This is a genomic window from uncultured Idiomarina sp. (assembly GCF_964010655.1).
GTDB lineage: Bacteria > Pseudomonadota > Gammaproteobacteria > Enterobacterales > Alteromonadaceae > Idiomarina > Idiomarina baltica.
Genome location: NZ_CAXGLS010000031.1, coordinates 1 through 21,898, shown reverse-complemented (window position 1 = coordinate 21,898; position 21,898 = coordinate 1). Strand labels below are relative to the sequence as shown.

The 21,898-nt window shown below is 47.9% G+C and carries 25 protein-coding genes and 1 other RNA gene; 19 read left to right on the top strand and 7 right to left on the bottom strand.

Translation table 11 applies throughout. The features are described 5' to 3' along the window. The first annotated feature begins 10 nt into the window (after positions 1-10). The 4 genes from ABNS04_RS08710 to murA are packed head-to-tail and all read left to right on the top strand — an operon-like array spanning position 11 to position 2,545. The gene (locus ABNS04_RS08710) at positions 11-667 is read left to right on the top strand and encodes an ABC transporter substrate-binding protein (RefSeq protein WP_006956857.1); all 657 of its coding nucleotides are present in this window, start codon (positions 11-13) and stop codon (positions 665-667) included. Positions 668-676: 9 nt separating this feature from the next. Next, positions 677-979, top strand: coding sequence for an STAS domain-containing protein (locus tag ABNS04_RS08705; RefSeq protein WP_006956856.1), 303 nt, complete (start codon positions 677-679; stop codon positions 977-979). Positions 980-1,016: 37 nt separating this feature from the next. Beyond that, positions 1,017-1,271: a BolA family protein gene (locus tag ABNS04_RS08700; RefSeq protein WP_006956855.1), complete on the top strand. Its 255-nt coding sequence runs from the start codon at positions 1,017-1,019 to the stop codon at positions 1,269-1,271. 17 nt (positions 1,272-1,288) lie between these two features. Continuing rightward, a complete protein-coding gene (gene murA / locus ABNS04_RS08695) occupies positions 1,289-2,545 on the top strand; it encodes a UDP-N-acetylglucosamine 1-carboxyvinyltransferase (RefSeq protein WP_006956854.1) in 1,257 nt (418 codons plus the stop codon). On the opposite strand, the gene ABNS04_RS08690 is transcribed toward murA, so the two are convergent. The 3 genes from ABNS04_RS08690 to ABNS04_RS08680 form a co-directional block, all read right to left on the bottom strand. Next, entirely contained in the window at positions 2,539-3,609 is a 1,071-nt protein-coding gene (locus ABNS04_RS08690) for a trypsin-like peptidase domain-containing protein (protein ID WP_272977420.1), read from the bottom strand. The two genes, murA and ABNS04_RS08690, sit on opposite strands and share 7 nt — an antisense overlap. 87 nt (positions 3,610-3,696) lie before the next feature. Beyond that, complete coding sequence (locus ABNS04_RS08685; RefSeq protein WP_272977421.1) at positions 3,697-5,058, bottom strand: DegQ family serine endoprotease; 1,362 nt, start codon at positions 5,056-5,058, stop codon at positions 3,697-3,699. 97 nt (positions 5,059-5,155) lie between these two features. Continuing rightward, entirely contained in the window at positions 5,156-5,596 is a 441-nt protein-coding gene (locus ABNS04_RS08680; RefSeq protein ID WP_272977422.1) for a YhcB family protein, read from the bottom strand. A gap of 95 nt (positions 5,597-5,691) precedes the next feature. Between ABNS04_RS08680 and zapE the strand changes: the two genes are divergently transcribed. From zapE to ABNS04_RS08640, 8 genes are all read left to right on the top strand, one after another. After that, positions 5,692-6,801: a cell division protein ZapE gene (zapE, locus tag ABNS04_RS08675; protein WP_272977423.1), complete on the top strand. Its 1,110-nt coding sequence runs from the start codon at positions 5,692-5,694 to the stop codon at positions 6,799-6,801. 221 nt (positions 6,802-7,022) lie between these two features. Further along, positions 7,023-7,451: a 50S ribosomal protein L13 gene (gene rplM, locus ABNS04_RS08670; RefSeq protein WP_071463061.1), complete on the top strand. Its 429-nt coding sequence runs from the start codon at positions 7,023-7,025 to the stop codon at positions 7,449-7,451. 15 nt (positions 7,452-7,466) lie between these two features. Next, on the top strand, positions 7,467-7,859 hold the full coding sequence (gene rpsI, locus ABNS04_RS08665) for a 30S ribosomal protein S9 (protein WP_071463062.1): 393 nt from the start codon (positions 7,467-7,469) through the stop codon (positions 7,857-7,859). Between the two features lie 252 nt (positions 7,860-8,111). Then, positions 8,112-8,702 carry a ubiquinol-cytochrome c reductase iron-sulfur subunit gene (petA, locus tag ABNS04_RS08660; RefSeq protein ID WP_006956791.1) on the top strand — a complete coding sequence of 197 codons (591 nt, stop codon included), beginning with the start codon at positions 8,112-8,114 and terminating at the stop codon, positions 8,700-8,702. Next, complete coding sequence (locus tag ABNS04_RS08655; protein ID WP_006956790.1) at positions 8,702-9,967, top strand: cytochrome bc complex cytochrome b subunit; 1,266 nt, start codon at positions 8,702-8,704, stop codon at positions 9,965-9,967. Before petA ends, ABNS04_RS08655 begins: the two co-directional genes overlap by 1 nt. Next, positions 9,967-10,701: a cytochrome c1 gene (locus tag ABNS04_RS08650; RefSeq protein WP_006956789.1), complete on the top strand. Its 735-nt coding sequence runs from the start codon at positions 9,967-9,969 to the stop codon at positions 10,699-10,701. Before ABNS04_RS08655 ends, ABNS04_RS08650 begins: the two co-directional genes overlap by 1 nt. 70 nt (positions 10,702-10,771) lie before the next feature. Further along, positions 10,772-11,395 carry a stringent starvation protein SspA gene (gene sspA, locus ABNS04_RS08645; RefSeq protein ID WP_006956788.1) on the top strand — a complete coding sequence of 208 codons (624 nt, stop codon included), beginning with the start codon at positions 10,772-10,774 and terminating at the stop codon, positions 11,393-11,395. Between the two features lie 42 nt (positions 11,396-11,437). Continuing rightward, positions 11,438-11,887, top strand: a complete 450-nt coding sequence (locus ABNS04_RS08640; RefSeq protein ID WP_272977438.1) for a ClpXP protease specificity-enhancing factor — start codon at positions 11,438-11,440, stop codon at positions 11,885-11,887. A gap of 21 nt (positions 11,888-11,908) precedes the next feature. Here the strand turns inward: ABNS04_RS08640 and dolP are convergent, their stop codons facing one another. From dolP to ABNS04_RS08620, 4 genes are read right to left on the bottom strand one after another with little or no spacing between them, the layout of a single operon-like run. After that, positions 11,909-12,493, bottom strand: a complete 585-nt coding sequence (gene dolP, locus ABNS04_RS08635; protein WP_006956786.1) for a division/outer membrane stress-associated lipid-binding lipoprotein — start codon at positions 12,491-12,493, stop codon at positions 11,909-11,911. Between the two features lies 1 nt (position 12,494). Next, positions 12,495-13,043 (bottom strand): SIS domain-containing protein, encoded by a 549-nt coding sequence (locus ABNS04_RS08630; protein WP_006956785.1) that lies wholly within the window; start codon positions 13,041-13,043, stop codon positions 12,495-12,497. 1 nt (position 13,044) lies between these two features. Beyond that, the gene (locus ABNS04_RS08625; RefSeq protein ID WP_006956784.1) at positions 13,045-13,395 is read right to left on the bottom strand and encodes a YraN family protein; all 351 of its coding nucleotides are present in this window, start codon (positions 13,393-13,395) and stop codon (positions 13,045-13,047) included. Next, positions 13,395-15,239: a penicillin-binding protein activator gene (locus tag ABNS04_RS08620; protein ID WP_348671363.1), complete on the bottom strand. Its 1,845-nt coding sequence runs from the start codon at positions 15,237-15,239 to the stop codon at positions 13,395-13,397. The genes ABNS04_RS08625 and ABNS04_RS08620 overlap by 1 nt, the downstream gene beginning before the upstream one ends. Positions 15,240-15,324: 85 nt before the next feature. Between ABNS04_RS08620 and rsmI the strand changes: the two genes are divergently transcribed. The 7 genes from rsmI to murE all read left to right on the top strand — a co-directional run bounded on the left by rsmI (position 15,325) and on the right by murE (position 21,777). After that, complete coding sequence (gene rsmI / locus ABNS04_RS08615) at positions 15,325-16,200, top strand: 16S rRNA (cytidine(1402)-2'-O)-methyltransferase (protein ID WP_006956782.1); 876 nt, start codon at positions 15,325-15,327, stop codon at positions 16,198-16,200. Positions 16,201-16,245: 45 nt separating this feature from the next. Beyond that, positions 16,246-16,601, top strand: an RNA gene (rnpB, locus tag ABNS04_RS08610) — RNase P RNA component class A. Positions 16,602-16,860: 259 nt separating this feature from the next. Further along, complete coding sequence (gene mraZ, locus ABNS04_RS08605) at positions 16,861-17,319, top strand: division/cell wall cluster transcriptional repressor MraZ (RefSeq protein WP_071463071.1); 459 nt, start codon at positions 16,861-16,863, stop codon at positions 17,317-17,319. Beyond that, positions 17,319-18,266, top strand: coding sequence for a 16S rRNA (cytosine(1402)-N(4))-methyltransferase RsmH (rsmH, locus tag ABNS04_RS08600; protein WP_006956778.1), 948 nt, complete (start codon positions 17,319-17,321; stop codon positions 18,264-18,266). The genes mraZ and rsmH overlap by 1 nt, the downstream gene beginning before the upstream one ends. Further along, the gene (gene ftsL / locus ABNS04_RS08595) at positions 18,259-18,576 is read left to right on the top strand and encodes a cell division protein FtsL (protein ID WP_006956777.1); all 318 of its coding nucleotides are present in this window, start codon (positions 18,259-18,261) and stop codon (positions 18,574-18,576) included. Before rsmH ends, ftsL begins: the two co-directional genes overlap by 8 nt. Then, positions 18,567-20,333 carry a penicillin-binding transpeptidase domain-containing protein gene (locus ABNS04_RS08590; protein ID WP_272977426.1) on the top strand — a complete coding sequence of 589 codons (1,767 nt, stop codon included), beginning with the start codon at positions 18,567-18,569 and terminating at the stop codon, positions 20,331-20,333. The genes ftsL and ABNS04_RS08590 overlap by 10 nt, the downstream gene beginning before the upstream one ends. Beyond that, positions 20,320-21,777: a UDP-N-acetylmuramoyl-L-alanyl-D-glutamate--2,6-diaminopimelate ligase gene (murE, locus tag ABNS04_RS08585; protein WP_272977427.1), complete on the top strand. Its 1,458-nt coding sequence runs from the start codon at positions 20,320-20,322 to the stop codon at positions 21,775-21,777. Before ABNS04_RS08590 ends, murE begins: the two co-directional genes overlap by 14 nt. Positions 21,778-21,898 lie beyond the last annotated feature (121 nt).

Sequence of the window (21,898 nt, the reverse complement as noted above, 5' to 3'; positions counted from 1 at the left end):
GAGTTGTAATATGAAAGTTTTATTAACGTTAGTAATGGGTGCTTTTCTGACCGTGAGTAGCGCCTCGGCGGAAACGATTAAAGAGGAAAATCCCTATACTCTAGTTAAGAAAGTAGCGGATAAAACCTTTGAGCGTATCGGCGAAGAGCGCAGTAAGATTACGGAAAACCCCAATTATCTGAAGACGATTGTTAAAGATGAGCTGATGCCTTACGTCGATAATATATATGCGAGCAAGAAGGTATTGGGGCGTTACTTTAAAGATACTGATGAAAAGCAACGCCAGGAGTTTTACAAAGCATTTACGGACTATATTGTTGCAACTTATGCCCGAGCTTTTACACAATATGATGAGTCGAAGCACGAAGTAGAGTTTCTGCAACACCCTAAAGTAGGACCCGATGACAAGGTCGTAGTGGTAGAGACGCGCGTTAAAGAAGCGGGTCGCCCACCAATTCGTTTGGATTTTAAAGTCCGTTACGATAATAACGCTGACGTTTGGAAAGCATACGATTTAGTTGTCGAGGGTGTAAGCTTATTGAATAGTAAGCAGAGCGAGATAGCAGCAGTAATCCGTTCACGCGGCATCGAAGGTACCATTGCGCTGCTCGAGGATAAAGCGGGCCAACCCATCAAGTTGGACGATAAAGTCGACGTACCGTCTTAAGGGTCGCCCATGAGTCAGGCTCAAATGAACTTTCAACTCGCTAATGACGGTACATTGTCGTTAGCGGGTTCGCTTACGCGAAGCGCGATTCCGGCGCAGTGGAATGCACTCAGCCAGCTGTTGAATGAGAAGACAGTAAAACAAGTGGATGTTGCAGAGGTTACTTTAATCGATACTGCGGGCGTGGCTATATTACTTGAAGTGATAAAGCACAATCGTGATGCTGTTCCCTTACAGTGTAAGGGCAGCTCGGAGCAGTTAAGGCAAATCGTCACAGTGAGTGGCGTCGACCATCTACTTTCGTTAAGCTAACGGCTTTAATTCTTCAGTTAAGTTGTGTGGATATAATATGAACGCCGAACAATTGACCGCGTTATTGAAAAATGAACTTGAAATCGATGAGGCGCATGTAAAGCTTGATGGCGCTAACGTTAACATTATTGCCGTAGGTGAGATTTTTGCCTCATTGAATCGTGTGAAAAGTCAGCAAATGGTGTACCAACCTCTTAAGCCTCTCATCGCTGATGGTACGCTTCACGCTGTTTCTATTAAGACCTACACGCCTGAAACTTGGGAACGTGATAAAAAATTAATGATGCCTTAATGTCATCAGGAGGCATCATGGACAAATTTTTAATTAAAGGCGGGCGTCCGCTACACGGCGAAGTGACTATTTCTGGCGCTAAGAATGCCGCATTGCCAATATTATTAGCAACGGTATTGGGTAGCGAGTCAATTACTATTTCGAATGTTCCTTTGCTTCAGGATGTAAAAACGTCACTTAAGTTACTTGGAAAGCTGGGGTTAGCCCACTCGGAACTCCAGCATGGCGAAGTCACCATCGAACCTGCAGAAATGTCGGAGCATGTAGCCCCGTATGAGCTCGTGAAGACGATGCGTGCCTCCATTTTAGTGCTCGGTCCTTTGTTAGCGAAAGTCGGAAAGGCTGAAGTGTCATTGCCTGGCGGCTGTGCCATTGGTGCTCGCCCGGTAAACTTACACATCGAGGGCTTGCGTCAGATGGGAGCTCAAATTGTGGTCGAAAATGGCTACATAAAAGCGTCCGTTGATGGGCGTTTAAAAGGAGCAGACATTCTGATGGATACCGTGAGTGTGACAGGCACGGAAAACCTGATGATGGCAGCAGCGCTTGCTGAGGGCACGACGCGCATTGAAAACGCCGCCCGCGAACCCGAAATTATTGATCTCGCGCGCTTTTTGAATCACTTGGGTGCGAAGGTTACAGGTGAGGGGACCGATACGCTTACGATTGAAGGCGTTGAACGCTTACACGGTGGCCATTACTCTGTGATGCCAGACCGTATTGAGACCGGTACGTTTCTTGTTGCAGGGTTAGCAACAGGAGGCGATGTGACTTGTCGTCATACCGATCCGAGTGCCTTAGATGCGGTGCTCAAGAAGCTTACCGAGGCCGGAGGCACGGTTGAAAAGGGAACTGATTGGATCCGTATTCGTAGTCAGGGCCGGCCTAAGCCCGTCACTATTATTACTGCTCCACACCCAGCATTTCCAACTGATATGCAGGCTCAGTTTTGCGCGTTGAACGCCATTGCGTCGGGAAGTGGGTGGGTGCGAGAGACGATTTTTGAAAACCGTTTCATGCACATTCCTGAACTTCGCCGTATGGGCGCTCATGTTGAGCTCGAGGGCAATACAGCTATTTCGAATGGGGTAGAGACTCTGACTGGTGCAGAAGTGATGTGTACCGATTTACGAGCTTCTGCTTCGTTGGTGATTGCCGGTTTGGTTGCTCAAGGGGAAACGCTCGTAGAACGCATCTATCATATCGATCGTGGCTACGAAGGTATTGAGCTTAAGCTTCAAGCGCTCGGTGCAGATATTCAGCGAATTCACTGAATTTGACGCGCGGACCCAACAGTTAATGTTGTGGTTCGCGTTTCGTCATTACGTACGTATTCGATTTTCAACTGTGTACCAGGCCGGCTTTTAACAACGCGCTCCATTCCTTCCGTTGCCGAGAAAATCGGTGAACCGCCAATTTGCGTGATTAAGTCATTGACTTGCAAACCCGCTCGATCAGCTGGGCTATTGGGCTCAACTTGCGTCACAAGAATTCCGTTAGCCGCATTTTGTAGATTGAAATTCGGGTTAACTTGAATACCAATATAGCCACGCACGACGCGACCCTCTGTAATGAGGGTATGCATGATCTCTTTGACCGTATTATAAGGCGTTGCAAAGTAGATACCTTCAACGGTGTCACCAAACGCCGAGTTAAATCGAGCATTATTGATACCGATTAACTCTCCCTTGCTATTGATAAGTGCTCCACCTGATGCGCCTTGATTGATGACCGCGTCCATTTGTATTAGGTCGGAATAGGCTGAGCCGGTGATACCAACTCGTCCCCCCGTGGCACTAATAATACCCTGTGTAATCGTTTGCCCGATATTATACGGATTGCCAATGGCAAACACGATATCCCCTACCTTTATGGGTCTTTCGCCCATCGTCGGAATGACGGGTAGGTTATCTGCCTCGACCTTGAGTACGGCGAGGTCGGTGTAAGTATCATTTCCAATCAGTTGCGCCTCGTAGCGCCGTCCATCTTGCAATGCCACCTGAATTTCATCGTAATTTTCCACTACATGATTGGCGGTGATGATGTAGCCACGATCACTCATGATGACACCCGAGCCTAAACGCCACAGACGTGAATTTGACTGAGACGAATAGCGTGAGCGCTCACTTTCACCCAAGCTATATATATTGACGACGGCAGGTGCTGCGCGACTGATGGCTTGGTTAAAACTCGCAACCTCATCATTCTTATTTAAATTAAATTGACTTGGACCGCCATTTTGTATGTATGGCTGGATGAGAAAAATAATGGCAGCAACGACCAAGCCTAAACCTACCGATTGGTAAAGGAATCGAACGAGTGACTTGATAGAGCTCATAAGTTAGGCGGTCCGTTAATTAAAAAAGTGACTTCAGCTTATCACTGAAGTCACTTTGATGTAAGTTTTTGAAACTAAAACGCGCGACTAAGATGCGGGGTTACGTAACATTAAGTAACGTACACTATTCCCACGTTGGATACTCAGCGCTACCACATCACCCGCGTTGTCAATCGCTTCACGCAGGTCGCCTAAGTTACTAATTGGTTGCCGATTAGCGCCTTTGATGATATCACCTTTTTCAAGTCCAATTCGCGCGGCGGGTGACCCCGTTTCTACTTCAGTAATGCGAATACCATCGTTGGAACCGTCAGCTTCAAGGGTCGCGCCTTCTAAAGCCGGGTGTATCGACTGAGCTGAAGTTTCGGTATCTTGCGCATCAAGCGTCACCTGCACATCTTGGCGTTCACCATCACGGATCAACTCAAGATCGACTTTCGTTCCCGACCCTAGGGTACTGATTAAAGCGCCTAGTTCTTGGAAACTTGCTATCTCATCACCGTTAACAGACACGATGACATCTCCCGACTGAATGCCGGCCTTGTCGGCTGCGCTCTCAGGTACAACTTCGGCAACGAATGCGCCCTCTGACACACTAATATCAAGTGCATCAGCAATATCTGAGTTGAGGTCGTTTCCGCGTACGCCTAACACGCCGCGACGTACTTCACCAAACTCGATTAATTGTTGCACGAGGTTACGCATCATATCCGCTGGGATTGCGAAACCGATACCGATGTTGCCGCCATTAGGACCTAAAATCGCTGTATTGATACCAATCAATTTGCCATCGAGCGTTACTAGCGCACCACCGCTATTACCACTATTAATTGCGGCATCTGTTTGGATAAAGTTCTCAAGCTCTTCGATACCGAGGTTGGCACGACTAAGGGCGCTGACAATACCGGATGTGACAGTTTGTCCAAGACCAAAAGGATTACCGATAGCAACGACAAAGTCGCCCACCCGTAATTCTGACGACTTACCGATCTCAATATCAGTGAGATCCTCGGCGTCCTCAATTTGCAGCAGTGCGATATCGCTTTGTTCGTCGCGACCCACTAATTTGGCATCATATTCACGACCATTTTTCAGTGTTACAACGATTTCAGAGGCATCATCGATGACATGATTGTTGGTAACTACATAACCTTTGTCTGCATCAATGATGACTCCTGAACCTAATCCACGGAATGGACGCTCTTGAACGCGTTCGCTCGGAGCATTGGGACCAAAGAAAAAACGTAACGCGTCAGGGACCCGTTGGCGTACTTCACGTTTACCTTTGACCGAAATATTAACGACGGCGGGAGTAACATCCTCGAGCATCGGTGCTAATGTTGGTTTTTCGTCATCTGCGCCGAAAAATGGAATGCCAGCTTGTGCGGGTTGAGAAAAGCCGCCAACGGTTAAAGCGGCTAGTGTGAGACCTACAATTAATTTATTCATCGTGTTACGAACTCCTAGTAGTAACTTTACAACCGTGTGCAGCCATTATGACCGCCGAGTTACTAAATGAGTTCACTGTTAAAATGTTTCAAGATATTTAATCGCGTTTGCTGGACTCATTTTCAGTAAACAAACCGCTACGCTGATCGGTGTAATCTTTTGGAACTTGGTTGGCTTCTTCTGAGCTGTGCGTCGAACGGTAATCTTTATTCATGCTACTTGCCACCCGCAATTGACGCATTGTGTCCTCAGAAAAGAATGGCAAATCGCTTTGTGCCTCGTTTTTTTGCAGTAAGTCAGCGCTGTGCGCAAGATAGTTTTTAAGTTTGTCTTGTGTTTCTTCGAGTTGTTCAACCAACGCATTGGCGGTTGCAAAGTGTTCGGCGACTTCGCGTTGATAATCAGCGAGCTGCTTCTGACTTTTTTCGACCTGCTCTTCAAGATCGCCGCCACTGCGAAGTCCAAACAGGTAACGTGCGACAAAAAAACCAATAATTGCGCCGACGGCGACCAATAAAATACCAATTAACCAATCCATGCCTAACTCCTAGACTGACCCTACTCATTGCTGATCCAGGGCATCGTGATAAAATACATGCCCTATAGGATAATCGTAACTGAGGTGAAGTGGTAGTGTCGAACCCGTGCTTTACGCCAATTGAGCGTTATAAAAAAGACTTAGAACGCGAAGATTTTAGTTATGATGAAGCGCAGGAGCACGCGGTTACGCAGTTACAGCGCCTTTATGATGAGTTAATCGAGTGGCAGGAAAATAAGCAACAGTCGCTAATAAAAAGGCTGTTTAGTAAGCCCGTACGTCCCCCTAAAGGACTCTATTTTTGGGGAGGGGTCGGTCGTGGCAAGACCTATTTAGTTGATACCTTTTACGAAAGTTTGCCGATTAAGAAAAAATGGCGCCTGCATTTTCATCGATTCATGCAGCGGGTACACAACGAACTCAAGCAATTACAGCAAAAATCAGATCCACTGATTATTGTAGCCGATCGCATTGCTGCGGAGACTGATGTCATCTGTTTTGATGAGTTTTTTGTACAGGATATTACGGATGCTATGTTACTCGGCAAACTATTTGAGTATCTTTTTGAGCGCGAAGTGATACTCGTTGCAACATCCAATATCGTACCCGACGACCTATACAAAAATGGGTTACAGCGCGCACGATTTATTCCGGCAATAAAATTAATTAAGCAGCATTGTGCTGTGGTTAATGTTGATAGCGGGATCGACTATCGCCTACGCACGTTGACGCAAGCAAAGCTATTTCATGTGCCTAATGATGACCAAGCTGACCAAAGGTTGGTAGAGTCCTTTCATAACCTAGCGCCGGAAAAGGGGTGTGATTTTGAGTCCCACGCTGTTGAAATCGAAGGACGATCGATTCGAGTGCGTGCGGAATGCGATGATGTTGTCTTTTTCGACTTCCCAGATATTTGTAAGACAGCGCGTAGCCACACCGACTACATGGAACTTGCGCAGTTATATCATGCCGTCATTATCTCGAATGTCGAACAAATGGGCCGTCACAACGATGACGTTGCGCGTCGCTTTATCGCGTTGGTGGACGAATTTTATGAGCGCCGAGTTAAATTGATTCTATCCGCGCAACAGCCCATTGACTCGCTGTATAGCGAAGGGCAATTAAGTTTTGAGTTTCGCCGCTGTGTGAGTCGTTTGCAAGAAATGCAAAGTGAAGAATATTTAGCACTGGCGCACCGCGCATAAATGGCACAGTGAATCGGTAAGAAATTTCAAAAAATGCGTGATCTTTGAGCGCATTTTTCCTATAATCCGCGCAGCCCACGTTACAGTCCATGGCGTTAACATCTCGTTAGCCCATGGTTGCAGCAAATAAACTAATGATTTCTATCATTTTTTTATTGTTGTGATTCGCGGGGAAGCCCGGAATTACTGTCCGTGAACATTTAAAATTAGGTTTTTTCAAAATGAAAACATTTGTAGCAAAACCAGAAACGGTAAAACGCGACTGGTACGTAATTGACGCAGAAGGTAAAACGTTAGGTCGTTTGGCTACTGAAGTAGCTCGCCGCCTGCGTGGTAAGCATAAGCCTGAGTATACGCCTCACGTTGACACAGGTGACTACATCGTCATCGTTAACGCTGAGAAAGTTGCTGTAACCGGTAACAAAGCTCAGGACAAAATGTACTACTCGCACACTGGATTCCCGGGTGGTATCAAATCAATCAGCTTTGAAAAACTGATTGCTAAGAAACCTGAAATGGTAATTCAGAAAGCGGTAAAAGGTATGTTGCCTCGTGGACCTCTAGGCCGTGCCATGTTCCGTAAACTGAAAGTGTACGCAGGTGCTGAGCACAACCACGTTGCTCAACAACCTAAACAACTGGATCTATAACGGAGCAAGCATACTATGGCAGATAATCAATACTACGGTACAGGTCGCCGCAAAAACTCAACTGCTCGCGTATTCTTGCGTCCGGGCAGCGGCAACATCCAAATCAACCAACGTGCGTTGGAAGATTACTTCGGTCGTAAAACTGCACAAATGGTTGTTCGTCAACCACTTGAAGCAGTAGAAATGACTGAGAAGTTCGACCTTTACATCACCGTGAGCGGTGGTGGTACAACAGGTCAAGCGGGCGCAATCCGTCACGGTATTACCCGTGCACTGATGCAATATGACGAAGGCCTACGCTCTACCTTGCGTAAAGAAGGCTACGTTACGCGTGACGCTCGTCAAGTTGAACGTAAGAAAGTGGGCTTACACAAAGCGCGTAAGCGTCCACAGTTCTCAAAACGTTAAGTTTACGTTTTACGGAAAGCCCAGCATTTGCTGGGCTTTTTTATTTTTGCTAGCCAGTGAACCTCTGTTTACGAATGTAAACGCTTGTTGTGACAGCAACACGCGCCATACACCGCGAATCACTTGTAAAACATGTGGGTTTTCTTTATCATTTCTGAGCATTTTTTGTAATCCGTATAGGCGGATAACGCAGCAGCTAATTCCCGACTTCGCGGCCATGGATCGCGGAGCGTCCAACTGGAGAGTAAATGGATGAGCAATGCGCCTGTAGATAAAGGCCGCCGTCGTTTTTTGACGGTCGCGACCGGAGTCGTTGGTGGTGCCGGAGCGGTGGGTGTCGCCGTTCCTTTTATCGCATCATGGAATCCGAGCGCGAGGGCAAAGAACGCCGGGGCACCGGTCGAAGTTAACATCGCGAAAGCAGAACCGGGTCAAATGATTCGTGTTAAATGGCGAGGCAAGCCCGTATGGGTCGTTCGTCGTTCAACAGAAATGCTTGATGGCCTAAAAACCCATGAAGACCGTCTTCGAGACCCTAATTCTGAAGAGCCACAACAACCTTCATATGCCGCTAACGAATATCGTTCAATTAAAAAAGAATTTTTCGTAGCTGTTGGTATCTGTACTCACTTAGGTTGTTCTCCGAGCTACTTACCCAAAGAAATGGAAGAGCACGTAGAAGGTGTTGAGTCAGGATTCTTCTGTCCGTGTCACGGTTCGACCTATGATATCGCTGGACGTGTTTTCCAGGGTGTTCCGGCACCATTAAACTTGGTTGTGCCGCCACATTATTACGTTGACGACAACACGATCTTGGTCGGCGAAGATAAGGGGCAAGCATAATGGCTAATAAATTCGTTGAGTGGATCGATGCACGTATTCCAATGACTAAAACTTGGAATATCCACCTTGCACAGTATCCTGCTCCGAAAAACTTCAACTTCTGGTACCTATTTGGCGTCTTGGCGATGCTCGTATTGGTCAACCAAATACTCACCGGTGTTTGGTTAACCATGAACTATGTGCCAAGCTCAGAGGGTGCATTTGCGTCCGTTGAGTACATCATGCGTGACATCGATTACGGCTGGTTACTCCGATACATGCATTCAACCGGGGCATCCGCGTTTTTCATCGTTGTGTATCTGCATATGTTCCGCGGTATGCTTTATGGTTCGTACCAAAAGCCGCGTGAATTATTGTGGTTATTTGGCATGTTTATCTTCTTGGTACTCATGGCTGAAGCATTTATGGGTTATTTGTTACCTTGGGGGCAAATGTCATACTGGGGTGCGCAGGTAATTATCTCACTGTTTGGTGCGATTCCGGTGATTGGTGATGACTTGACGCTATGGATCCGTGGTGATTACGTGATTTCTGGCGCAACCTTGAACCGCTTCTTTGCGCTTCACGTGATTGCCTTGCCGCTAGTGCTGGTGATTCTTGTATTCTTGCATATCATCGCATTGCACGAAGTGGGCTCTAACAACCCCGATGGTGTGCCGATTAAGAAGCCCAAAGGCTCCGTTCCGGATGAAGAAAAACCGAAATTCAAGTTTCACGAGCGTTTCACTAAGAAATACGACATTGTGGATGCGATTCCGTTCTACCCGTACTACATCGTAAAAGATTTGGTCGGTATCGGTATTTTCTTATTCCTGTTCTGTTATGTGATCTTCTTTATGCCAGAGATGGGCGGTTTCTTCCTTGAGCCACCGAACTTTGAGCCGGCAAACCCATTGAAGACACCAGAACATATTGCGCCTGTTTGGTACTTCACACCGTTCTACGCAATTTTGCGTGCGGTCCCTGATAAATTATTTGGCGTAATCTTAATGTTTGCATCGATTGTGCTACTGGCTCTATTGCCATGGTTAGACCGCGGTCGCGTACGTTCTATTCGCTATCGCTCTATCTTGCACAAGTTGAACTTGGCAGTTTTCTCAGTCAGTTTCTTGGTCTTAGGTTACTTAGGAACTCAGCCAGCAACGCCAACTTCAACTATGTTTGCGCAGATATTTACGTTCTTATACTTCGCTTTCTTCGTCTTACTGTTTTTCTACAGTAAGCGTGAGAAGACCAAGCCGGTACCAGAAAGGGTGACGTCATAATGAAAAAATTACTAATCGCTCTTGTTACATTTATCCCGTCGCTCGTATTTGCGGCGGGACCGACTGTGCCGCTTGATGAAGCAAAAGTCGATTTGCACGACAAAGCGTCTTTACAACGTGGTGCACAGTTGTTCATGAACTACTGTTTGGGTTGTCACTCGCTTCAATATGCGCGTTACAACCGCATGTTCGAAGACCTGGGTATTCCTGAGGATGTCGGTCAGAAGAACTTGCAATTTACGGGTGAAAAAGAGGGTGACCTAATTACCAACAATATGTCTGAAGAAAAAGCGGGCGCATGGTTTGGTAATCCACCACCTGACTTGACCAACGTAGCGCGTGTGCGGGGTCCTGACTGGATTTACACGTACTTACGTTCGTTCTATCGCGATGATAGTCGTCCGTTTGGCGTGAATAACTCGGTTTTCCCTAACGTTGGGATGCCGCACGTTTTACAAGAGTTACAAGGCTTACCAGAAAAAACCTACGAAGAACGCCGTATCGATGGTGAGATGAAAAAGGTTTATGTCGGTTTGAAAACCGATGGTAAAGGCCGTTTGACTGAGAGTGAATATGACCAGGCAATGCTCGACCTTACGTCGTTCTTGGTCTATATGGGTGAACCAATGAAACTTGAACAACGCCGTATGGGTTGGTTCGTTTTTGGTTTCTTGTTGGTGTTCACCATTTTAGCTTGGTTGCTGAAGAAAGAGTTCTGGAAAGATCTTAAGTAAGCGGAGCTCGAGCTCAGTAGAAAAGGGTGGCTTGCCACCCTTTTGCTGTTGAAATTATCTGGAGAAATACATGGCGGTTGCAGCAAATAAACGTTCAGTAATGACGTTATATTCCAGCAAGAACGATCTTAAGAGCCACCAAGTTCGCTTGGTATTAGCGGAGAAAGGTGTTGGCGTAGAAATCAGTTTTGTCAGCGGTGATGATCGCCCTGAAGACTTGATGCAGCTTAACCCTTATCCTGATGCGACACCCACTCTCGTGGACCGTGAGCTTGTTCTTTATAATGCTCACATTATTATGGAATATCTCGATGAGCGTTTTCCGCATCCACCATTGATGCCCGTTTATCCGGTCGCAAGAGGCACAAGCCGCTTGATGATGCATAGAATTGAACGCGATTGGTACGCCTTGGCAGACAAGATTATGGCCGGTGATAACCAAGCGCGCCAAGAGTTACGCGAGGGGCTGCTATCGTTAGCACCTATTTTTGCTGACACGCCTTATTTTATGAGCGAAGAGTTCAGTTTAGTCGACTGCTACTTAGCGCCGTTATTGTGGCGTTTACCAAGCTACGGTATCGAACTAACTGGACAAGGTGCGAAAGATGTAAAAGCTTATATGGGTCGTGTGTTTGAACGCAAGACGTTTCAAGAGTCACTGACTGATGTAGAGCGCGAAATAGCGCGTTTATAATTCTTTTAACCTTCAATTGGAGTGGTTATGGAATTAAGTGATATGACACCCAAGCGTCCCTACTTGATGCGGGCGCTTTATGACTGGATCGTCGATAATCAATTGACACCGCATTTGGTTGTTGACGCCACTATTGTCGGTACAAAGGTACCCCAGCAGTTTGTTCAAGACGGGCAAATTGTTCTCAATATTTCACCGACAGCGGTTGTGGGCCTTCAGCTAATGGATACTGAGGTTCGCTTTAATGCTCGTTTTGGCGGTCAACCGATGGAGGTCATCGTACCGATGACTGCTGCGCTCGCGATTTATGCTCGGGAAAACGGCGCAGGTGCAATGTTTGAAGCTGAACCGCAACTTGATGCAATGCCAGAACCTGACGAGTCGAATGACGAGCCACAAGCGTCTTTTGATACGGTAGAAGGGTCAAAGTCTGGGGAAGGTACAAGCAAACGCACCAATAAGAAGAAACCCAATCTTAAAGTAATTAAGTAGTTTGAAGAGTGAGTAGAGCGCCTATCGCGCTCTACTAAATGCTTTTACGACTTTTTGCACACCGTCGATGTTTCGGGCAATGTCTACTGCTCTATCAGCCGCTGAGTCGTCGACAATACCGAGTAGAAAAACTTCACCATTTTCAGTTACGACCTGAATGTCAGTAGCATCCACTTGGTCATCAGCAATGAGCTTCATGCGCACACGGCTCGATATCCAAGTGTCGCTTGCTTGGGTTGCAATTCCGGCTTTGCTCGCTAAGCGAATCTGGTTAAATATGCGCTCTACACCATTGGTATCCGCAATCACCTCGGCAGCGCGCTCGCGTTGCGCTTCGGTATCGACCTGTCCCACCAGCAACACTTGCTTCCCATAGCTGATGGCTCGAATGCGATAGTTCTCGAGTTGTTTGTCGTTACCGAGTTTTGCATTGGTTTTCATTTCGATCGCTTGATCGTCTAATTGAGTGCCTAGCGTGCGAGGATCAGTCGCCGATGATACCCCGACTGCCGCCGCACCCACTGCGACCACCGCGCATCCTTGCAATACCGAAATACTCAGACCGGCAACTAATAACAAACGAACAGCGTGTTTGTGAGGAATCATGTTAATCGTGCTCCTGAGGAAAAATTGTATTTTCGACCAGCTCGCTAATACATTGGCTAATCAATAATTGCTGTTCCAGTACCCGAGATTCATTGAGCGATGGAATCTGAAGCTCCAAATCACTTGCGCCTAATAGGCCGGAGACCATGTCATTTTGCTGACCTGTAATAGCAATCATGATCATGTTGCGACTAAGCGCTGTTTCCATCGTTTCAATTAGCGCAGAGTCGTCGCTCTCCCGTGTAGCGAAGACCAGCAGCAAATCGCCCGCTTGAGCTAAGGAAGCTACTTGTGCTTGCGCATAGTGATTAAGTGCAACCACCGGGAAGGCCGGGCGCTCGATTTTATAACCTATGTTCATTACTCGTGCAAAATGTTCCGCTAACATGTGGCTCGCGCCACTGCCGCACACAAATAAGCGCTGTCCTGCCAATAGGCTATTGACCAGTAAATCGACGCAGTCTTCAATATGCTCAGATAAGCTCTCAATGGCAGAAATCTGTGTTTGTATACTCTCGGTAAACAGCGCCTTGATGCGTTCTTCGTTCATTCTAAAAAGCGTCCTTATACCATTCAACCGTAACTTGGCTATCATTTATCGTAATAATATCAAAGCGCATCTTTGCAAGGTACTCATTTACTGTTTGCTCAACTAAAAAGTATTGAGCTGCTCGCCGAATACGTTGACATTGGCGTGTCGTTATTTGTTCCAGTATCGATGCAAAATCGCTATTTTGGCGGCGTTTGACTTCGACAAATACCCACGTATCGCTATCACGACAAATAATATCGATCTCACCACAGGGGACTCGAAAATTATGTTGCACGATCACGAGCCCCTGTTGTCGCAAGTATCGGCTTGCTTGAGACTCGCCTTCTAATCCACGTTTTCTTGTTGACATTAGGGCTTAATGAGCTTGACCTCTGATGGCGTTAATTTAGCCCAAGTCATCTGACGGTGAATATTATTTAAATGTATGGAAAGTCTACCGGTCATACCTGAAACGGACTTCCCACGCATCCATTGCAACGAATCAATTTGCTCTAATACCAACATACTGTCATGGCCCATAGCGACTAAACGAGCATCATTGAGGTCGGCGTTACGGTGAAGTTGTAACCAGGTGTTGATCGGGAATGGGCGTTGATTCGGTACAAGGATAGGTGCCTCGGTAAAGACGATACCTCGTAAGTCATTGTCACCTTGTTGATTGGCAACACGATGGATTGCTGAATTCGCAAAAACATCGGCGGGAGGGGCAAAGGGCGACAAATTCACGTCAATAAAAGGCTTTAATAGACGTGCTTGCTCAAGATTGCCTGCAATGTAAATTGCATCCACGTCACCGCGGCTACGCTCTTGCGCATCAACGATAATTTTACCGGCTGCTATCTTCACACCACGGATACGGTCGGCACTCGCAGCAACGCCAAGCGCATGTTCGACTGCTGATTGCATTTCCTCGGTACTCGTATACCAGCTTGGTTCAACTTCACGCTGCTCAGCCGACCAGCTTTGCGTAAAGGCATTGACCATCTTGGTGCCGGCGCTACTCTTGGCAGCAAAGACAATGCTGTTTAGCTCCTTGGTATTAGCAATGTATTCTGCTGCTTGTGCCGCTTCAGTCTCGCTGTCGAGTGCGAAGGTGACGTGACCACTGGGTAGAATCGTATTGTCGGGAAGTTCGGGTTGATTAAGGTAGACTTGCGTGACACCGATCATTGGTTGTTGTATCCACGCATTGACATTTTTTTTGAGTAACGGACCCACAATTGCCTGAGGGTGTTCCGATAATAAACGGTTTTGAATCGCAGTTAAGTCTTGCGCTTCGGTATCATAAAAGCGTATGTGTATATCATTAAGCTTTGCGGCGGAAGCAATGATTCCATCACGCACGGCTTCGCCCTGAAGCCGATAGTTACCCGATAAAGGAAGCAATACCGCAACTTCTTTAACGCTTCTAAACTCATTATTTGCCAAAAAGTCACTCACAAATACATGCGCATAGTGCTGACTGTAGGCGTTAAGCCACTGTTCAAGTGAACGCTTAAAATCAGCAGCAGACGTTGCGCCATGAGTGCCTTCAATTAAACGCCACCATCCAGCCAAACTGGTGCGTGTTGGACGCTGTGCTGGCAGTTGCTCTGACGGTACCTGGCGAGCCACCGACCACAATGATTGGATATTCATATCACGGTCGGTTTGATATGCCTCATCTAAATAACTGAGCGCTTGCCAAAACTGCTGTAGCTGCTGGTGAGCGTCCGCGATTAATAATAATGCAGTCCGCTTTAGCTGACGATCGGTAAACTGATTAAGCATCGGTTTGAGTTGCTCTATGACAGATTGCCATTCACCGTTATGATGGTACCAACGTGCTAAAGCCAGTGCATACAAACGTTTATCAGACGGGCGCATGGTTTGGGTATCTAACTGAGACAGCAAGGCCGCGCTGCGTTGATAATCGCCTTGATTTTGATAAGCAAATGACGCCTCGACGAGCATCATTTGTTGACTTGCTGCATTTGTTTGTTGTCGAGCTCGCTCGAGCCATTGTTCAGCGGTTAATGAGTCGCTTTTATTTGCCGGGGTGATGACGGCTTGATCAGTCGATGAGCTGGGTGTTTGAGACGCACGTTTTGGTGACTGCGCGCAACTCGCGAGCACAGCAGTCAACAACGCAATAGTGATAAGTCTGACAGCATTCGCCAGCACTCGCTCTCTTGATTGAAATAATTCGTTCACTCTCACCGCCCAGCAAAATTATCACGTGTTTAAAGTTAAATGATACTATAAGTCGCTACTTGAATTACAACACAACGGAATCACCATGTCACAGCAACCAAGTGAAAAGTCATCGCAAAGCTTAGGAACGCTATATATTGTGCCAACCCCAATCGGTAACTTGGCAGATATGACCGAACGAGCGGTGACTATTTTACAGCAGGTTGACCTAATTGCTGCGGAAGACACACGCCATAGTAGACCTTTATTACAACAATACAATGTCAGTACGCAGGTGTTGTCAGTGCACGAACACAACGAGAGTAGTCGAGCGGGACAACTGATTGAAAGGCTGAAGCAAGGTTTAAATATTGCATTGATCAGTGACGCCGGCATGCCGCTCATCAGTGATCCCGGCTACCTGATTGTGCGCGAATGTCGCGCAGAACAGATACCCGTGGTTGCGTTACCAGGTGCCTGTGCGTTTGTAACAGCACTTGCCGGTTCTGGCCTCGCAACGGATAAATTTATGTTCGAGGGCTTCCTGCCCGCCAAATCTGCGGCGCGTAAAAAGGCGTTTGCAAACCTAGCCGATCAAACCCGTTCTGTTGTGTTTTATGAAAGCCCGCACCGGATTGAATCATGCCTTGAAGATCTCGCCGAGATCTTGCCAACACGTGATGTGGTATTAGCCCGCGAATTATCAAAGCAATATGAAACTTATCTGAGCGGAACCGCGACTGAATTGCTTGCCCAAATGCATGAAGATAGCAACCAAAAGCGCGGTGAGATGGTGTTGATGATCGGTGGCGTCGAGAAGGAAGCCGTGCAGGAAGATCAACCCAGCGCCGAGCAGCAACGCGCGGTTACCTTATTAATGCAGCACCTGCCTCTGAAAAAAGCAGCCGCGGTAACAGCTGAACTTTATGGCGGCCGGAAAAATGCACTTTACCAATGGGCGATTGCTCAGTCAGACGACTAAAACATTTGTATAGCGTTGGCTAAATGCGTAGAATCGCCGCCTGAAGAAGCCTGCCAGACAATCGCTGCTTATCGTTTTCGGTAAGGGGAGGAAAGTCCGGGCTCCATAGGGCAGAGTGCCAGGTAACGCCTGGGCAGTGAAAGCTGACGACTAGTGCAACAGAGAGCAAACCGCCGATGGCCGCTTGCGGCTCAGGTAAGGGTGAAAGGGTGCGGTAAGAGCGCACCGCGCGTCTGGTAACAGCACGCGGCACGGTAAACTCCACTCGGAGCAAGGTCAAATAGGGGTTCGTTGGCGCGGCCCGCGTTGAACCCGGGTAGACTGCTTGAGAATACGGGCAACCGTATTACTAGATGAATGATTGTCCACGACAGAACCCGGCTTATCGGCGGGCTTCTTCACCTCCTTTCTTTATCGACCGTCCAGTTATAATGTCTAATTAATTTATAATTATCATTCAGTTAACTGATCCCGTTCTTATGCTTCTCAAGCTAGCTGCATTTCCTACTAGCACTCAAGCGACCCTTCGATACTAGCAAAGCCTGTGTAAAAGCGTGTTTAGCCGCGTGATAAAACTTGACAGTGGGAATCTTATCTACCTAGACTGTAACATTGTGGGGATTTGTGGATAATTGTGGATCGCAACGATCAGGTGACATCATGTTTCGTGGTGCAACAACAATAAACTTGGACAGTAAAGGGCGCTTGGCTATACCCGCCAAGTATCGTCATGCGCTGTCGATCGACTGTGACGGTAAGATGGTCTGCACCATCGATATCAAACAGCCGTGCCTGTTGTTGTATCCATTACCAGAATGGCAGGTCATCGAGAAAAAATTGACACAGTTATCTAGCATGAACCCCACCGAGCGACGCTTGCAGCGCCTTTTACTGGGCCACGCTGATGATTGTGACATGGATAAAAACGGTCGCTTACTGATTTCTTCGCCGCTGCGTTTGCATGCAGGGTTAGAGAAAAAACTGATGCTAGTTGGGCAGCTGAATAAATTTGAAATTTGGTCAGAAGAGGCTTGGCAGCAACAGATTGCAGAGGATCTCAAGGTCGAGCAAGAAGGTGACTTTGAGTTAAATGAACGACTAGAAGATTTTTCACTTTAATGACTGAACAAAACGCACCGCATATTTCAGTTCTCCTCGAGGAGTCCATTCGCGCACTCGTGACGGACCCTGATGGGATCTACATAGACGCCACCTTCGGTCGAGGCGGTCACACGCGTGCGTTACTCAGCAAGTTATCCCCTAAAGGGCGTGTCATTGCCCTTGACCAAGACCCACAGGCAATAGCGTCAGCCCAGGCGCTGGCAGATGATGAGCGCTTCAGTATTATCCACACTCCCTTTAGCGATCTCGCGCACATCATTGAACAACAACAGCTTGCTCACCAAGTCACAGGTATTTTATTCGATCTTGGCGTCTCATCCCCACAACTTGATGATGCTGAGCGTGGCTTTAGTTTCATGCGCGACGGACCTTTGGATATGCGTATGGATAGCAGTCGTGGCGAAACCGCTGCAGACTGGCTTAGTTATGCCGAAGAAGATGATATTACCTATGTATTGAAAACCTACGGCGAAGAGCGTTTTGCGCGCAAAATTGCGCGGGCGATTGTTCATGATCGGGAGCAAAAGCCGTTTACTCGAACTCGCCAGTTGGCTGAGTTGATTGGCCGTTTAGTACCATCTAAGGAAAAGCATAAGCATCCCGCGACACGCAGCTTTCAAGCGATTCGTATACATGTGAACCGTGAGTTGGAGCAAATCGAGGACGCACTAGAAGCTTCTTTGACTGCGTTAAAAGAGGACGGTCGCTTGGTCGTCATCAGTTTTCATAGTCTGGAAGATCGCATCGTGAAGCGCTTCATGCGTACCCATAGCCAACCCAAACAAGTTCCGCCGGGACTACCGATTACTGAGGCTGAACTGAATAAAGATCGTCGTTTAGCACTGGAAAGTAAAGCGATTAAACCCAGTGCGGCAGAACTTGAATTGAATCCACGCGCACGTAGTTCGGTGTTACGTATCGCACGGAGGCTAGCACATGGTTAAGACACGCTATCCTTCGTTGCCTATTATGCTGCTGCAAGATTTAATGCGGTTTAAGTGGGTCATCTTATTAGCGATCGCTGTGATTGGCTCGGCACTTACAGTGATATATACCGCTCACCAGAACCGGCTGTTGACCAGTGAGCGGGATGAATTACTTTCGACGCAAGATAAAATTGATCGCGAGTGGCGTCATTTAGTGCTCGAACAAACAGCACTCACAGAACATAGCCGAGTTGAACGAATCGCCCAAGAGCAACTGGGTATGATTGACGTCGATGCGAAACATGAGGTGTTAGTGCCATGGCAATAAAGCGCGCACCCAAAAAGAACCAACGTAACGTTAAGAAGCAGAATCCGGCGGGTGCTCGCTGGCGCTTCATTACAGCGTTGAGCGTGCTATTTTTCGTATTCAGCATCTTGGTTGCGCGTGCCGCCTATATTCAGGTGATCAACCCAGAACAGTACTCATTACAAGGTGATCTGCGTAGTCTGCGTTCTGATAGCTTAGGCGTGCAACGCGGCATGATCGTTGACCGCAATGGCCGCGAGCTCGCGGTGAGTGTTCCGGTAGAAACGGTTTGGGCCGATCCGAAGCGTATTGCAGAAAGCGGCGCGCTTGCTGATCAGCGCCGTTGGCAAGCGCTTGCGGAAACGTTTCGAATGAATCGAGATGAACTCGTCGCAAAAGTTGATAATCCTGAGCGTCGCTTTGTTTATCTGCAAAGAAAGGTATCGCCGAGCGAGGCTGATTATGTTCGGCAGCTCAGTATTCCGGGCGTTTATTTAAAAACTGAGTCACGGCGTTACTATCCCACTGGCGAAATTAGTGCGCACTTGGTGGGCATTACTAATATCGATGGACAAGGCCAGGAAGGTCTTGAACTACTATACGACGATCACTTAACTGGTACGCCCGGTAAGCGAGTTTATCGCAAGGACGCGCAAGGGCGGGTTATTGAGGAAATTAGTCAAACAGATGCGCAGCCACCTAAACAATTAACACTTAGCATTGACCAGCGGATCCAAGCAACTGCCTATACCGAGCTGAAAAAAGCCGTGCGCTACAATCAGGCAACTTCGGGTTCTGCTGTGGTGGTCAATGTAAAAACAGGTGAACTGTTGGCAATGGTCAATAGCCCGTCCTACAACCCGAATAATCGTGCTGATTTGCAAAGCTTTAAAATGCGAAACCGTGCGATTACCGATGCCTATGAGCCTGGCTCGACAGTAAAGCCGCTCGTTGTCCTCAGTGCGCTGGAACATGGTACTCACAAGGTGGGTGATATTATCGATACAAACCCTGGTTGGCTGCGTATCGGCGGACGCCGTGTCAGCGATCATCGTAACTTGGGCAAAATTTCTTTAACAGAAGTGCTTGAACATTCTTCTAACGTAGGCGTGACAACAATGGCGCTGGAGTTAGGTGTCGATGAGTTATTAGAGACTTACTTTGATGCGGGCTTTGGTTCTGATACGGGCGTTTCGCTATTAGGAGAAAGCTACGGTTTACTGACAACAAGACGTCGCTGGTCTGATTTTGAATTGGCGACGCTATCCTATGGTTATGGACTTTCAGTCACCACACTGCAGCTGGCAAAGGCTTACACGATGATTGCCAACGGCGGGCGAGATATGCCTCTTACGGTCTTTCGCCGTGAGTCTAAACCAGAATCAGAACAGGTCTTTAACCCCGATAACACGCGAGCAGTCATGCACATGATGGAACGTGTGGTATCTGACGGTACGGCGACTGCAGCGCAAGTCCCAGGGTATCGTATAGCGGGTAAAACCGGTACCAGCAGAAAAGCGCGCGCAACTGGCGGATACGGAGATGAGTACGTTGCGTTATTTGCGGGTATTGCGCCTGCATCCAATCCAGAAATTGTCGTCGTCGTAACGATCAACGAACCCGGTACTGACGATTACTACGGGGGCACCGCAGCTGCACCCGTGTTTTCCAGTATTGTCTCACAAACAATGCGTTTACTTAACGTGCCGCCCGACGATATGACAGTTCAACCAATGAAAGCAGCAGGCTTTATGGGAGGTGCTGATGCAACTCCGTGATTTGCTACCACCGTTGCCGATTACGTTTCCTAATGTAGCGGTCAGCGGTATAAAATTGGATAGCCGACAAGTCGCCAACGGCGACTTATTTGTCGCTGTACCGGGCTATGTGACCGATGGACGCGATTATATCAATACCGCTATCGCAGCGGGCGCTCGAGCGATTCTGGCGGAAGGCTCGAGCTTAAGATACGAAGAAAACGGCGGCGCTGTCTGTGTGTTTATGCCTGGCGTAAAGGAGCAGCTATCTGAAATCGCAGGGCGCTTTTTCAATCACCCATCGCGTCACGCGACTTTGATTGGTGTTACGGGGACCAATGGGAAAACCTCGGTGACTCACCTAGCTGCGCAGTTGGCAGAAAAGTTAGGTTATACCGCAGCCGTAATTGGAACGACGGGCAGTGGACTTATTGGTCAACTGTTGCCGGAAAAGCACACCACACCCGATGCTGTAACTGTGCAGCAACGCTTGTCGACCTTAGTCGCAGAGGGTGCTGACTTCATCGCCATGGAGGTATCATCTCATGCGCTGGTCCAACGTCGCGTTGAAGCATTGCGCTTTGATACGGCAGTCGCGACTAACATTAGCCGCGACCATCTCGATTATCACGGCAGTATGGCACATTATGTCGATGCTAAGCGGCGCCTATTTGAAGACTTTGAGCTCAATCACCGAGTGATAAATTTAGACGATCGGTATTTGAGAGATTGGCTCGAGGGTGCCTCCAATGGGCTGTCAATTTCATTACAAGGTCATTCTCGTGCGAATATTCAGGTGAGCGACCTTGCCTTTGCTGAGCACGGTACGACATTTACTTTGGCTTACGAGGGGCGCGAAGCACAATTCTCTACGCCGCTGCTAGGGCGGTTCAACGTATATAATGTTGTGAGCGCGGTGGCGATTATGCTGGCGCAGAAGCAATCGTTAACAGCCATCGCTCAACATTGTCGACACCTATCACCCGTGCCTGGCCGTATGGAAGCATTTCAGGCAGGCAGTTCAGCTTTGGTGGTCGTTGACTACGCTCACACTCCCGATGCCTTACAGCAAGTACTTCAAGCGCTACGATTGCACTGTAAAGGCAAGCTATGGTGCGTATTTGGTTGCGGCGGCGATCGCGATCGCGGTAAACGTCCGCAAATGGGGCAGGTTGCTGCAGAGTTTGCCGATCGTGTTGTGGTAACGGACGACAATCCACGCACCGAGGCACCACAACAAATTATTGCAGATATCATGGCCGGCATTGCCGACAAGCGCAAAGTGCATAGTATGGAGGGGCGTCGCCAAGCCGTACTGGATACCATTGAGCGAGCGGCCCCCGATGATGTCGTTTTGCTGGCAGGCAAAGGTCATGAAGACTATCAAGTGATTGGTCATGAGCGTATCGATTACAACGAACGGCAGATTGTTCAAGACTGGATAAGTGGGGTGAACAATGATTAGTGTGTCTTTGGCGTGGGTAGCGATGGCGGTCAATGGCGAGCTACGCGGTGCGAGTAACCCACAACAGGTTATCAATAAGGTCAGCACTGATACGCGCGACGCGCTCGATTCTGCACTCTTC